Here is a 13,166-nt window from a genome sequence, read left to right as displayed (position 1 = left end):
CTGGTGAGGTGGAGGCACATCCGCAAGGCGGTTGATGCCTGGGATTAGGTCGCTCGCGTGGCCCGCATGCGCTCGTGACCAGCGCAAACACCTGCACATCGGGGAGGGACAATCTTGATCTACTGTGGAATCGACTGGGCAGAGCGCACTCACGACGTCGCCCTGGTCGACGACGCCGGAGCGTTGGTGGCCAAGCGGCACATCACCGACGACGCGGCCGGCTACAAACTGCTGCTGGAGCTGCTCGCGGAGTACGGCGACACCGAGGAGAACCCGATACCGGTGGCGATCGAGACCTCCCGCGGCCTGCTGGTCGCCGTGCTGCGGACCGGGAAACGGCAAGTGTTCGCGATCAACCCGCTGGCCGCCGCCCGCTACCGCGACCGCCACTCGGTCTCGCGCAAGAAGTCCGACCCCGGCGACGCACTCGTGCTCGCGAACATCCTGCGCACCGACATGCACGCCCATCGGCCGCTGCCGCAGGACAGCGACCTCGGCCGGGCGATCGCCGTCCTGGCACGTGCCCAGCAAGATTCTCTGTGGAACCGGCAGCAACTCGCCAACCAGCTCCGTTCCCTGCTGCGCGAGTACTATCCCGCTGCCCTGGAAGCCTTCGTCACCTGGACCAACGCTCTGTGCCGCCCCGAAGCCCGCGAACTCCTCAAGGCCGCACCGACTCCCTCTCGGGCCGCGCGGCTGACCCGCACTCAGCTCCAGGCCGCTCTTCGACGAGTAGGCCGCAAGCGCGGCATCGAGGCGGAGGCCGACCGCGTCCGCGACGTCTTCCGCGCCGAGTGGACCCACCAACCGCCGCTGGTCGAAGAGGCACTCGGCAAGCAGATGCTCGCCCTCCTTCTCCAGCTGGATGCCGCCTGCACCGCCGCCGACCAGCTTGCCGAGGCGGTGGAAGAAGCGTTCCCTCAGCACCCGGACGCCGAGATCCTGCTGAGCTTCCCCGGGCTCGGCATCCAGCTCGCCGCCCGGATTCTGGCTGAGATCGGGGATGACCCCACCCGCTTCGCCGACGCCCGCGGCCTGAAGGCATACGCCGGTTCCTCGCCCATCACCAGGGCCTCCGGCAAGAAGTCCAGCATCACCAGACGTTGGGTGAAGAACGACCGACTCAACCACGCCGGCTACCTCTGGGCCTTTGCCTCACTGCGAGCATCCGCCGGAGCCAACACTCATTACCGGCGACGACGCCAGCGCGGCGACTGGCACGCCGCCGCCCAGCGCAACCTCTTCAACCGCATGCTTGGCCAGCTCTACCACTGCCTACAGCACCGCAAGCTGTTCGACGAACACACCGCGTTCCCCACCGAACTCGCCGCCACAGCTTGACGCGTTGGCATCGTGAGGTGTCTGCCTTCATACGCGTACCGCCGGAAGATCACCCGACCAGGAACTCTGTTCGATCCACACGTTCCAAGATCCGTTGAGATACGGCTTCTCACCCAATCAATTCCAGAAGTAGGCGAGACATCAGCGCGTCGAGCATGTTCCGTCAGGCAGTCACGTCAGGATCGAATTCGGAAAGAGCCGATGCTGCGACACGATGAGCGGACTCGGGCACTGGTCTCGTATCGAACGTCGATATCCGCGAGTCGTAGGCCGCACCTGACTCAAGCCCACCTTCCGGCGTGCGCGTGCATGCGATCACTACACCGCGTACAAAACGTCTGCCACCTCGGCGGTTCTACGGTTTAGCTGCTGGCGGACACGCGTCAGCGCACCTTCAGACGTAAAGGGCCGCGACAGGACATGATTTCTACCCACGCTTTCTGGCTCGCCGGCCGTCCGGCCAGTGGTGAGACGACCTTGGCGGTTTCCTCTCCCTGGACCGGGCAGCTCATCGGAGAGGTCAGTGTTCCCACCGATGAGCAGGTCGAGGAGGCGGTGGCGGCGGCATACGCCGTTCGCGATGAGTTCGCGGCTACGCCGGCATTTGTGCGTGCTGCGGCGCTCGACCATGTGAGCAGGCGCCTCATGGAGCGTAGCGAGGAGATCGCGCAGCTCATCTCTGCAGAGAACGGGAAGCCGATCAAATGGGCTCGCGGTGAGGTCGGCCGTGCGGTGTCCGTGTTCAGGTTCGCCGCGGAGGAAGCCCGCCGTTTCAACAGCGGTGAGGCTCAGCGGCTGGACACCGACGCCGGCGGCCAGGGGCGGCTCGCGCTCACCCGTCGCTTCCCGAAGGGCGTTGTGCTGGGCATCACGCCGTTCAACTTCCCGCTGAACCAATGTGCCCACAAGGTCGCCCCGGCTATCGCGGCCGGCGCCCCGATCATCCTGAAGCCGGCGCCCAATACTCCGCTGTCGGGTCTGATCCTGGGTGACCTGCTTGCCGAGACCGAACTGCCGGCCGGTTCATGGAGCATCCTTCCCGTCGCCAATGACCGGATGCCGGGGCTGGTGCAGGACGAGCGCCTGCCCGTCATCTCGTTCACCGGCTCCGAAAGAGTCGGGTACGCCATCATGGACTCGGTTCCCAGGAAGCACTGCACACTGGAGCTCGGCGGGAACGGGGCGGTCGTGGTGTTGGCCGACTTTGCGAGCGACGAGGATCTTGACTGGGCCGCCAAGCGTATCGCTGTGTTCTCCAACTACCAGGGCGGGCAGTCCTGTATCTCCGTGCAGCGTGTCATAGCCGACGCCGCGGTGTACGACCGGCTGCTGCCGCGTATCGTGGCGGCCGTTGAGTCTCAGGTCACCGGGGACCCCTCGGATGACAGAACTGATGTGGGTCCGCTCGTCAGTGAGGACGCCGCATGCCGCGTTGAGTCGTGGGTCGACGAAGCCGTCGGCTCCGGGGCCACGCTGTACACGGGCGGCAAGCGGGAGGGCGCTTCGTACGCGCCTACGGTCCTCGCGGATGTTCCGGCAGACACGGCCTTGGCCTGCGAGGAGGTCTTCGGGCCAGTTCTCACGGTCCTCAAGGTGTCCGGTGAGGCCGAGGCTTTCGCCGCTGTGAACGACTCCAAGTATGGCCTGCAGACGGGTGTGTTCACACGCGACCTGCAGGCTGCCTTCCGGGCACATCGGGCTCTGGAGGTCGGCGGAGTCGTGATCGGCGACGTGCCCTCCTATCGCGCCGACCAGATGCCCTACGGCGGGGTCAAGCAGTCTGGTGTCGGCCGCGAAGGAGTGAAGTTCGCCATGGCGGATTACACCTACGAGCGCGTGCTGGTCCTTACTGACCTGGCGATATAGCGGTTCGCTCACAGCCCCCCGCGAGGCGAACGCTCGCCGGGAACGACGGTGCGAGGGGGCGTACGAGAGCCGTGCAGTACGACAGGACGGTGGGTGGCTCCGCTGTGCGGTTCGTTCAAGTCTGCGGACCGAGCAGCGCCAGTTCATCAGATGTCGTGCTGCATGCTCGGCGCCGGTGGTCGCGGAGGGCAGGCCGGCGTCCGGCTCGAACCCGCCGTCGTCGCCCCTTGTGCAGATCCGGCTGAGCGGTTCGGCATCCCGTGGTCCTCTCAGCCAGACCATGGACCGAAGGAGCCACAGTGGACCAAGTGATGGCACACGAGGTCGACAACCATGTGTCCCCAGCTGCTCGTTCAGCTTTCGCACGCGCCTCGTTCGGTGCGTTTCATCGTCAAGACCCCTTGACGGGTGGCGCCCGCCGTCCTGGTGCTGTGACCGCTCGGGTTCGTCACGCTCCACTCGCGCGCGGGTGACGGCCGCGCACGAGGTCAGCGGTGGTGATCTGACTCGCACGGACCGAAGGAACGTGGCCCGGCCGTTCACGGCCGGGCCCCACTCATGTCGCTTACGCCGGTGCCGGCGCCCAGAAGCACGCGTCTTTCCTATGGCCGCAGCGACGGAGGGACTCGAGGTATTTCGTGCCCTGAGATGCCCTGCCGGAGAGGCCCCATGTCTTCTGGCGCTTCCGACGGCTGTATGAACTCGGTGGCTGCGGCGGCACGCACGGTCGTCGGCGCCGCCGCTGGCCAAAACCGCCGGGCGACGGTGCTCTGCTGATCATCTGTGTGTACGGCGTCCGACTCCACGCCCTCAGCCGATTCCGGGGGTCGCCGTGTGCCCGCACACCGGCGGGGCTGCGCTCGCCCGAAGGTTCGGTGTGACTGCCGGTGTGACCGCGACGCGGTCACACTCTTGTCTTCGCTGGGACGGGCAAGCGCATCGTCTTACGGCGCTCAGATCTGGTTGAGTCCGCCATCGACGAACAGCTCGGATCCGGTGACGAAGCTGCTCTCATTGCTGGCGAGGAACAGTGCGGCGGCTGCGGCCTCGTCCGGGTGCCCCATCCGGCCCAGCGGTATCTGGCTGGCGAAGGCGTCCCTCATCTTCGCGGCCTGGTCGGCGTCCGCGGCCAGGCCGGTGATGCCCGGGGTGACGATCGGGCCGGGCACCAGGGTGTTCACTCGGATTGCGCGGCCGCTGAGTTCGTTGGCCCAGGTGCGGGAGAAGGAGCGGACCGCGGCCTTGGACGCGGCGTACACGCCGAAGGCGGCGCCACCTGAGGTGGCAGCAGTCGATCCGGTCAGGATCACCGAGGCGCCGTCGTTGAGCAGCGGAATTGCCTTCTGAACGGTGAAGAGCATGCCTCGCACGTTGATGTTGAAGGTGGCGTCGAAGTGCTCCTCTGTGACCTGCTCAAGCGCGGCGAACTCACCGCCGCCCGCGTTGGCGAACAGTACGTCGATGGACCGGCCCCGCTCGGCGACAGCCGCGTAGAGGCGGTCGATGTCCGCGAGGTTCGCGACGTCGCCCCGGACGGCGGTGGCTTCCCCACCGATCTCGGCCAGCGCGGCGTCGAGAGCCTCCTGCCGACGGCCGGTGATGAACACGTGCGCGCCCTCACGCGCGAATCGCTTGGCTGTGGCCAGTCCGATTCCGCTGTTGCCTCCGGTGACGACTGCCGTCTTCCCGTCAAGCTGTCCCATGATCGCTTATCCCTGTCCGGTGCAAACGCCAAAAATCGTGCACCATGTGTCGCTGCAGCGTTACAGCCCGGAGCGGACAGCCCCGGGCCACTTATGGACTGTACGGTAAAGAACCACGTTATGGACCGCTCGGGCAAAAACGTGACCGCATCCACACCGCCGAGCGGCGACCAGCCGGCCGACGCCGGTCCGCCCGCCGGGACGCCAGAACGCCGGGGCGCCGGGGGGAGCCGCGCGCCACACACCCCCGCCACCACCCAGCCTGTCCCCCTGTGTGTCGCATGCAGCAGGGCGCCCACGATCTGGACCGATAGGTCAAGAAGGACGTATGCTGTTGAACATGGGACGACCGCGGAATTTCGACGAGAACCAGGTTCTGGAGTCTGCGCGCGAGCAGTTCTGGAATCAGGGGTACGCGGCTACGTCACTGCAGGACCTGACGGACGCCACCGGACTGGGCAAGGGGAGCCTGTACGGGGCCTTCGGCGACAAGCGGCAGCTGTTCCTGCACGTGCTGGACGGCTACCGCGACGAACAGCTCAACGGCGTCCGGGCGGTCCTGACCGGGCCCGGTACGGCCTTCGAACGCCTGACCCTGCTCGTTGAGGGCGTGGCCAAGGGATTCACGGAGGACCCGCAGCGGCGCGGCTGCCTTCTGGTCAACAGCACATCCGAACTGCACAGCAATGATCCGGACGTCGTCTCCCGGGCCCGGAGCAGCTACCAAGCGGTCGAAGATCTTCTGATCGCCTGCGTGAAGGAAGCCCAGGACGAGGGGACGGTCGAACCGGGGGCGGACGCCCAGGAGGTCGGGCGGCTGCTCCTTGCCGTCATGCAGGGCATCGAGTTTCTCGCGAAGACCGGCATGGACGGCTCAGCTCTGCTGCAGATAAGCCAGGCCGCCCTCAAGCAGCTCTCCCGACACTGACCATACTGCGGGCCAGCACCCTTCACAGGTGACGTGCCGACCGGCAGGGACCCGGGTGGGCCCGCTTGAGTCGGCTGCGAGCACGCACATTACTGCCCTCCGATCACCCCCACGAGTGGCCCCGGGCGCCCGCCTCAGCGCGGTTGACGGCCTGCCCCTTTCCTCATGCCCTTGAGCAGGCACTCCGGCCGGGCGGCTGCGCCATCGACTGCGCCGCAACGCGGGCCGGACGACGCTCCGGCAGCCGACGGCGCCGGCCCATTGCGCACGGGCCCTGACAGCAAAGTCTCCAGGCTACCCAAGTCCGCGCTGGACCTCGCTCGCGCCTCACTTCCGCACGCCGACGGCGATTCGCCAACTGGTGCATTGATCCACTGACTTCGCAATGCGCCTGAAGAGGACACAAATTCTTGACTGAGCGGTCCATAAGGTCTACGTTTGGCCTACGACCCGCGGATTCGCTATTGCAAGTAGACGTCGGGTCGGCGGCAGACGGACACAGACTGTTCCGCTGCACGGCACAGAGAAGCCGGGCGGGATGCGCGAGGGGTCTCGCGTGCCCCACCGCAAACGCCTGCCCCCGCCCAACGAAAAGTGATCACCATGACCACCGCTGCCCAGCCGCCCTTCCCCTACAGCCTCCACAACGTGACGATTTCCGTCAGTGACCTCGACGCGTCGATCCAGTGGTGGAAGCGGGTGTTCGGCCTCACCCTGCTGGCGAAGTCCCGCTTCGACGCCATCGGAGCGGACGTCGCCTTCCTGGAGGGCCCCGGGTTCCGGCTCGAGCTCCTCCAGCCCGCGGACGGTGTGCGGATCCCCGAACTGACAGCAGAGCCCCCCGCCCACATCCGCCCGATCGGCAACAAGGCCCTGGTCTTCCGCGTCGAGGACCTCGCCAGCGTGACCCGCACCTTCCGTGACCTGGGCGTGACGACCGTCTGGGAGCAGATGGACCTCGGCGACGGCAGCATCTCGACCGCGATCCGCGACAACGACGGAAACCTCATCAACGTCTTCCAGCAGGGCGCAAGCCCGATCGGCTGACACGGCGAACCGATCGCCCAGGCTGCCGAGCCAGTTTCAGGCGCTCCGGACATGGTTGCCCGGGACATCTTTGAACGGTCCCTCCCGGGCGGCCGATTCACAGCGCCACTGGCCGGCAGCGTCCTGGGTTAACGGCAGCGCCCCCGTTGACCCAGGACCGGGGGACGGCGCTAACTACGCGCGAACTCAAGCAGGTCTCTGTTGAAGATCTCGGCGTACTTGGGCACCATCGCAAGGCCATGAGGTGCGCCCTCGTAGACCTTGTACTGCGCGTCCTTGACGATCTTGGATGATTTGGCGCCCGCGGAGACGATGGGCACGATCTGGTCGTCGTCGCCGTGCACGATCAGTGTCGGCACATCGACCTTCTTCAGGTCCTCGGTCGTGTCCGTCTCGGAGAACGCCTTGATGCAGTCGTAGGCGCCCTTGATACCGACGGTCATGCTCCAGAGCCAGAATTCGTCACGCGTTCCCTGGGAGACGGTGGAGCCCTCACGGTTGGCACCGTAGAACGGGGCGCTGAGGTCCTTGTAGTACTGCGAGCGGTCCGTGAGCACACCCTGGCGGATCTCGTCGAACACCTCGATCGGCAGGCCCTCGGGGTTGACTTCCGTCTTCAGCATCAGCGGTGGGATGGCGCCGAGCAGGACCAGTTTGGCGACCCGTGCCGTGCCGTGCCGGCCGATGTAGCGGGTGACTTCGCCGCCGCCGGTGGAGTGCCCGACCAGGATGATGTCGTGCAGGTCTTCGGTTTCGATGACCGCGGCCAGGTCGTCGGCGTAGGTGTCGAGGTCGTTGCCGTCCCAGGGCTGACCGGAGCGTCCGCCGCCGCGTCGGTCGTGGGCGATGGCGCGGAATCCGTTGTCCACCATGAGCTTCATCTGGGGGTCCCAGGCGTCGGCGGTGAGCGGCCAGCCGTGGGAGAAGACGACGGGTTGGCCCGAGCCCCAGTCCTTGTAGAAGATCTGCGTGCCGTCCTCGGCGGTGGCGAAGGGCATGGTTGCGCTCCTCTCGATGTCCGCTCGCGGGCCCCTTACGTCACGCCCTCCGGGGATGTGACGGGAAAGCGGCGCCGCACGAGGTCAACATAATTGCGGGGCAGCGATTCAGCGCGTCTGGAAACACCGCTTCGGTACGAGTGGGACGGCCGTTGCCTGACAGGCGAGGAAGAGGTCTGCCTCGTACGGTGGTCCTTACATGCCGCGGGCACATCCACGGTCAGGAGAATTCACCGGTTACGCCACTCGAGTGAGCTCCCGGGCACAGTCACCCACCCGCCCTGGACATCACCACCGGTGGCGGGCGGCAGCCAGGAGATCACCCGTCGTTCTACTCGTTGTGCGGCACGCGGAGGACAGAGTATGGGATCCGACGTTGATGTGCTGGTCGTCGGTGCTGGTCCAGCGGGGTTGCTGCTCGCAGGTGACCTGGCCGAGGCCGGAGTGCGCTGCACCGTCGTGGAACGGCGAGAGGGCGAATCCCAGCTGACCCGCGCATTCGCCGTTCACGCCCGAACGATGGAGCAACTGGACGCCCGGGGCCTTGCCGACGACCTGCTGATGACCGGCCTGCGCAACCCGATCCTGCAATTCCTGCGGATCGATCTCTCGCACCTGCCTACGCGATACCCTCACGTACTCGTGACGCCCCAGTACAACACCGAGCGTCTGCTCCTGGCCCGCGCCCTGGAACACGGCGTCAACATCATGCGAGCGCATGAAGTGACCGGCGTCCAGCAAGACCCCACCGGTGTCGACGTCACCGTGAAGACACCAGCCGGCACTGAACAGAGCCTGCGCGCGGACTACGTCGTCGGCGCGGACGGACGGAACAGCTGCGTACGCCAGTCCCTCGGCCTCCCGTTCCCCGGCCGCTCCGCCGTTCGCTCCATGATGCTCGCAGACGTCCGGATGGCTGATCCGCCGAAGAAGCCGCCCACCGTGGCGGCAATCGGAGACGCCTTCGCCATTGTCGTCCCGTTCGGCGACGGCTGGTTCAGGGTCATGGCCTGGAATCGCCACCACCCCATGCCCGACAACGCATCGGTCGATCTGGAGGAAATCAAAGACGTCGCCCGCCAGGCGCTCGGCAGCGACTTCGGCATGCACGACCCTCGCTGGCTCTCCAGATTCCACAGTGACGAACGCCAGTCACCCCGCTACCGGGTAGGCCGGGTGTTCCTCGTCGGCGACGCCGCCCACGTCCATTCCCCGGCCGGTGGCATGGGCCTCAACACCAGCATCCAGGACTCCGCGAACCTGAGCTGGAAACTCGCGGCCGTTCAGCGTGGCCGCGCACCAGACACTCTGCTCGACAGCTACCAGAACGAACGCCACCCGGTGGGACACCGGATTCTGCGGATGAGCGGGGCACTGCTCCGCGGCGTCCTCACCACACCACGGGCACTGTGCGGCCTCCGTGACTTGTCAGCGCGTACGGTGCTGCAAACCCCGCCAGTGGCCCGACGACTGGCCAAGGCGATCTCGGGAATCGACATCTCCTACACCGCACCGGCCGGCGCACACCCCCTCGTCGGCAAGCGGGCACCTGACATCCCCCTCACCGACGGACGCAGACTCTACGAAGCCCTCCGCAAGCGACGGTTCGTCCTCGTCACACCGTCCGACACCGACCGCCTCCCCTCACTCATCACAGAGTGGACCGACGAGGTCGAGATCGTGTCCCCGAAGGGCGCCACCAAGAAATGCGTTCTGGTCAGACCAGACGCCTACATCGCATGGGCCATCTCAGACGAGTCACCAGAACATCGCATCACCGCGGCCCGCCGAGCACTGACCGAATGGTGCGGCACACAGGGCACCAACTCCGTCGCCTCTTCACCGCGTTAGGATCCGTCTTCACACGGGTCTCGTTTTGAGCAGGAACGACGCAAAGGAGACCGCCGCTTCGCAGGAAGTGGCGGTCTTCCTGTCACGTTGGCCGCATCGGCCGCTCTCGCCTCAGCAGTCGCAGACCGACCACCCTTAAGGGCAGCGGGTGCCCGGGGGCACCCGGGGGGACTGCCCCGTGACGAGATCTGGTCGAGCCGGTAGGGCCTGTCGGACTTCCACTCGCGCCGCTCATCGTCCCAGCGGTAGCAGCGACCGTCGCGGCTGTGCCAGAGGGAGCCGGCGACATGGTCGTCGTGGTGCCAGCCACGCTTTCCGTCCCAGCAGTAGCCCTGCTCGATCAGGTAACCCACGCCGTGGTCCCAGCGGTAGTCGGTGAGGTTGACCTCGGCCGACCGCTGGATGTGCACAGAGGCGGGGTCGCGGCCGAAGCGGTGCCCCCGGCACCGACAACGGCGACACCCGCGACCGTCACGGAGGAAACGGCGACAGCAATCCGCTTCATGAGCTTCTTCATGATCTTTCCTTCCGGTTGGCGCGATCTGCGCCAACGGCTTCTCGTGCAGGCGGTGTGTAGCGCCTAGATGTGCTGACCGGACAGGTTGGTGACGCGGCTGGCTGGTGCTTGGCCACTGATGCCGGTGTGGGGTCGGTGGTAGTTGTACGAGTCCGGCCAGTCGGGAAACGCGGCCTGGCGTTCGGCCTCTGAGATGTAGGGCCGGTGGTAGGCCCATTCCTCACCCAGAAGGCCCTCACCTGTTCAAGCACCCAGCACGCGTGTCACCAACGTCCCGGGACAGCACACCTAGACCTTGTTCGATCAGGCTTTTCCATACGTTGTATGGAAGCACCTCGCAAGAGTTACCATACGATGTATGGAAGTGTCGCAGGTGGGGACGGTGACACGCGCCACAGGCCGCGAGGTCACCGGGTCGGTCGCCCTGGCAACACGGCCGAAGGGGCGCACCCCATTTCAGCGACGTGCCAGCCCCTGAACAGCTCTCGCGAGATCGTCGACGCGTGGCTCGCCCACCAGGAGCTGACCTCATGAGCGCGTGGTCGGCGCTGGTGATCGGGCCCCGCGAGGTGTGATCAGCGGCTTGGGCCGGATCGGTTGGCCGGGGCCCGTGTTGTATCCGCAAACCATCGTGATCAGGTGGCAGTTTGCTCGCGGACCTGCTCTCCGGCAGCCCCCTGACCTGCAGGCACCCGTCAATGACCAAGAGCTCCCCGTCCTCGAGACGTGCTGGGCCCCGAACGGCGGTTTGCGATCGTCGGAAGGCGGCGCGAGCATTTTTCTAGGGGCGCTACGGCCGGGCCAAGCCTTGAATGCCGGCGCCATGGGAGGAGGGACGCGCCCTTCGCGCTGCGACACTCCGACAGACGTCACCCGTGAAGCGGCGGCGCAGAGAATAAGACCGGACCTGCTCAGCCGGTGTTCCGGCTGACGGGTAGAACACCCGCGGTCGGCTCACCTGGCAGACGGCCTGAACTCCGCCACAGCCGCATGACCGTGTCGGTGGTCGCCGCCGTGGGGTGGGCGGCTGAGCGGAAGGAGTCTGCCCATGCGGATCGTCGTGGACCTGAATCGCTGTCAGGGATATGCACAGTGCGTTTATTTGGCGCATGAGGTCTTCAGGTTGAACGGTCAGGAGGCGCTCACTTATGAGCCGAACCCTGATGACGAGCGGCGCCTGCAGGTCGAGCGAGCCGCTGCGGCGTGCCCGGTGCAGGCGATCGTGGTCGACCGCTTGGACGGCGTGGAGCGGGGCGAGGCGTCATGACCTTGCGGGCAACGGTCGCGGAGCTGGTGCGCGAGTTCCGGGCCAGCGGCCGGATCGTCATCGTGGGTGCTTCTCTGGCCGGGCTGCGGGCCGCGGAGACTCTGCGCGAGGAGGGCTTCACCGGTTCTCTGACCATCATCGGGGACGAGCCGTACGAGCCGTATGACCGTCCGCCGTTGTCCAAGCAGGTGCTCAAGGGCTGGGTGCCGGCCGACCACACCAAGCTGCCCCGCATGCGGGAAGTGGATGCGGACTGGCGGCTCGGGGTGGCTGCCATCGGGCTGGACCGGGTCACCAAGCAGGTGCGCCTGGCGAATGGCGAACAGGTCCCGTACGACCGGTTGCTGATCGCCACAGGTACCCGCGCGCGGCAGTGGCCGAACCCGGACGAGGCCGCTCTGCACGGGGTCCACACGATTCGCTCGCGTGATGATGCGGAGCAGTTGCAGAAGGAGCTGGCCGAGCCGCCGTCGCGGGTGGTGGTCATCGGCGCCGGGTTCATCGGCTCGGAGGTGGCCTCGGTCTGCCGGGAACTGGACATCCCGGTGACCGTCGTCGAGCGGGGTTCGGCGCCGCTGGTCGGCGCGCTCGGCGGGGTGATCGGGGAGATCGCCGCGCAGCTGCAGCGCGATCACGGTGTGGACCTGCGCTGCGGTCTGGGCGTGTCGTCGCTGGAGGGCGACTCCGGCGGGCACGTGCGGCGTGCTCAGCTTTCGGACGGTTCGACCGTCGACGCCGATGTGGTGGTGGCTTCGCTGGGGTCGATCCGCAACGTGGAATGGCTGGAGGGCTCCGGGCTGGCGGCCGGTTTCTGGGGCGTCGGGTGCGACGCCGGCGGACGGGCCTTCGACATCAACGGCGTGGTCACCGACAGCATCTTCGTGGCAGGGGATGTGGCACGTGCGCCGCATGTGCTCTACGAGTATCAGTTCCTGGCTATGGAGCACTGGGACAACGCGGTGCTCGGCGCCGAGGCCGCGGCCCACAACATGGTGAACCTCGAACCCCACTATCGTCCGCACCTGCTGCTGCCCGGCTTCTGGTCCGGTCAGTTCGGCGTGAACATCAAGTCCGTCGGCGTGCCGCCTTTCGGCGACGAGGTCGTCTTCACCCAGGGATCCGTCGCGGAGCGCCGCTTCGCCGCCGCCTACGGCCACCGGGGCCGCATCGTCGCCGCCGTCACCTTCGATCACGGCAAGTGGCTGGAGTACTACGGGAAGCTGATCGAGCAGTCCGGTCCGTTCCCGCCTCCACCTCCGGGCTGGGACCAGCCGCCCGACGCCAAGCCGATGCCGGCCGAGTTTCCGGACCCGAGGGTCCCGACGGCGATCCCCGACGTCGTCCTGACCGGCCACGCCCCGAGCGAGCGGACGGCCGAGTTCCGGCCGCGCCATCGCTGACCCGCCCGCCGGCCGGGCGGGCGGGTGAGCGGACAGCACCGACCAGAAGAAGGAGGGGAGCCTCGTGGTCGAGGAAACCCCCTGGCAGCAGGCTCTGCGCTACGCCAACCGCGCCAACCCGTACCCCTTCTACGAGGAACTGCGCAAGACGCCGGTGACACGGCAGCCGGACGGAACCTATGTCGTCAGCACCTACCGGGAGATCGTCACGCTGCTCCACGACCCCCGGGTCAGTTCGGACCCGAGGA

Annotated in this window: 10 protein-coding genes and 2 pseudogenes; 9 read left to right on the top strand and 3 right to left on the bottom strand. The window is 66.9% G+C overall.

Annotated elements, in window-relative coordinates; genetic code table 11:
• Positions 1 to 114: 114 nt before the first annotated feature.
• Positions 115 to 1,341: an IS110 family transposase gene (locus R2S09_RS39090; RefSeq protein ID WP_316745990.1), complete on the top strand. Its 1,227-nt coding sequence runs from the start codon at positions 115 to 117 to the stop codon at positions 1,339 to 1,341.
• A 420-nt stretch (positions 1,342 to 1,761) separates the two neighbouring features.
• Positions 1,762 to 3,207 carry an aldehyde dehydrogenase family protein gene (locus tag R2S09_RS39085; protein ID WP_316745988.1) on the top strand — a complete coding sequence of 482 codons (1,446 nt, stop codon included), beginning with the start codon at positions 1,762 to 1,764 and terminating at the stop codon, positions 3,205 to 3,207.
• Between the two features lie 953 nt (positions 3,208 to 4,160).
• Here R2S09_RS39085 and R2S09_RS39080 read toward each other — a convergent pair.
• Positions 4,161 to 4,910 carry a glucose 1-dehydrogenase gene (locus tag R2S09_RS39080; RefSeq protein WP_031026510.1) on the bottom strand — a complete coding sequence of 250 codons (750 nt, stop codon included), beginning with the start codon at positions 4,908 to 4,910 and terminating at the stop codon, positions 4,161 to 4,163.
• Positions 4,911 to 5,250: 340 nt separating this feature from the next.
• Between R2S09_RS39080 and R2S09_RS39075 the strand changes: the two genes are divergently transcribed.
• Both R2S09_RS39075 and R2S09_RS39070 read left to right on the top strand, forming a co-directional pair.
• A complete protein-coding gene (locus tag R2S09_RS39075) occupies positions 5,251 to 5,838 on the top strand; it encodes a TetR/AcrR family transcriptional regulator (protein ID WP_075033913.1) in 588 nt (195 codons plus the stop codon).
• A gap of 603 nt (positions 5,839 to 6,441) precedes the next feature.
• Positions 6,442 to 6,885 (top strand): VOC family protein, encoded by a 444-nt coding sequence (locus R2S09_RS39070; protein ID WP_306193040.1) that lies wholly within the window; start codon positions 6,442 to 6,444, stop codon positions 6,883 to 6,885.
• 170 nt (positions 6,886 to 7,055) lie between these two features.
• Here the strand turns inward: R2S09_RS39070 and R2S09_RS39065 are convergent, their stop codons facing one another.
• The gene (locus tag R2S09_RS39065) at positions 7,056 to 7,883 is read right to left on the bottom strand and encodes an alpha/beta hydrolase (protein ID WP_316745982.1); all 828 of its coding nucleotides are present in this window, start codon (positions 7,881 to 7,883) and stop codon (positions 7,056 to 7,058) included.
• Between the two features lie 363 nt (positions 7,884 to 8,246).
• Here R2S09_RS39065 and R2S09_RS39060 point away from each other — a divergent pair, with 363 nt between their 5' ends.
• Both R2S09_RS39060 and R2S09_RS39055 read left to right on the top strand, forming a co-directional pair.
• Positions 8,247 to 9,734, top strand: coding sequence for an FAD-dependent monooxygenase (locus R2S09_RS39060; RefSeq protein WP_316745979.1), 1,488 nt, complete (start codon positions 8,247 to 8,249; stop codon positions 9,732 to 9,734).
• 287 nt (positions 9,735 to 10,021) lie between these two features.
• Positions 10,022 to 10,318: a hypothetical protein gene (locus R2S09_RS39055; RefSeq protein WP_316745977.1), complete on the top strand. Its 297-nt coding sequence runs from the start codon at positions 10,022 to 10,024 to the stop codon at positions 10,316 to 10,318.
• On the opposite strand, the pseudogene R2S09_RS39050 reads toward R2S09_RS39055, so the two are convergent.
• Positions 10,315 to 10,485: pseudogene (locus R2S09_RS39050) on the bottom strand (integrase core domain-containing protein); the annotation flags it as partial. The gene R2S09_RS39055 and the pseudogene R2S09_RS39050 sit on opposite strands and share 4 nt — an antisense overlap.
• 814 nt (positions 10,486 to 11,299) lie before the next feature.
• On the opposite strand from R2S09_RS39050, the gene R2S09_RS39045 reads away from it, so the two are divergent.
• The 3 genes and pseudogenes from R2S09_RS39045 to R2S09_RS39035 form a co-directional block, all read left to right on the top strand.
• Positions 11,300 to 11,518, top strand: a complete 219-nt coding sequence (locus R2S09_RS39045; RefSeq protein WP_306193046.1) for a ferredoxin — start codon at positions 11,300 to 11,302, stop codon at positions 11,516 to 11,518.
• Complete coding sequence (locus tag R2S09_RS39040; protein ID WP_316745974.1) at positions 11,515 to 12,918, top strand: FAD-dependent oxidoreductase; 1,404 nt, start codon at positions 11,515 to 11,517, stop codon at positions 12,916 to 12,918. Before R2S09_RS39045 ends, R2S09_RS39040 begins: the two co-directional genes overlap by 4 nt.
• Positions 12,919 to 12,982: 64 nt before the next feature.
• Positions 12,983 to 13,166 (top strand): annotated as a pseudogene (locus tag R2S09_RS39035) (cytochrome P450); the annotation flags it as partial.

Source organism: Streptomyces sp. MK7 (genome assembly GCF_032658145.1).
In the GTDB taxonomy this organism is placed as follows: domain Bacteria; phylum Actinomycetota; class Actinomycetes; order Streptomycetales; family Streptomycetaceae; genus Streptomyces; species Streptomyces spiralis.
This window is presented reverse-complemented; position numbering and strand designations above follow the sequence as displayed.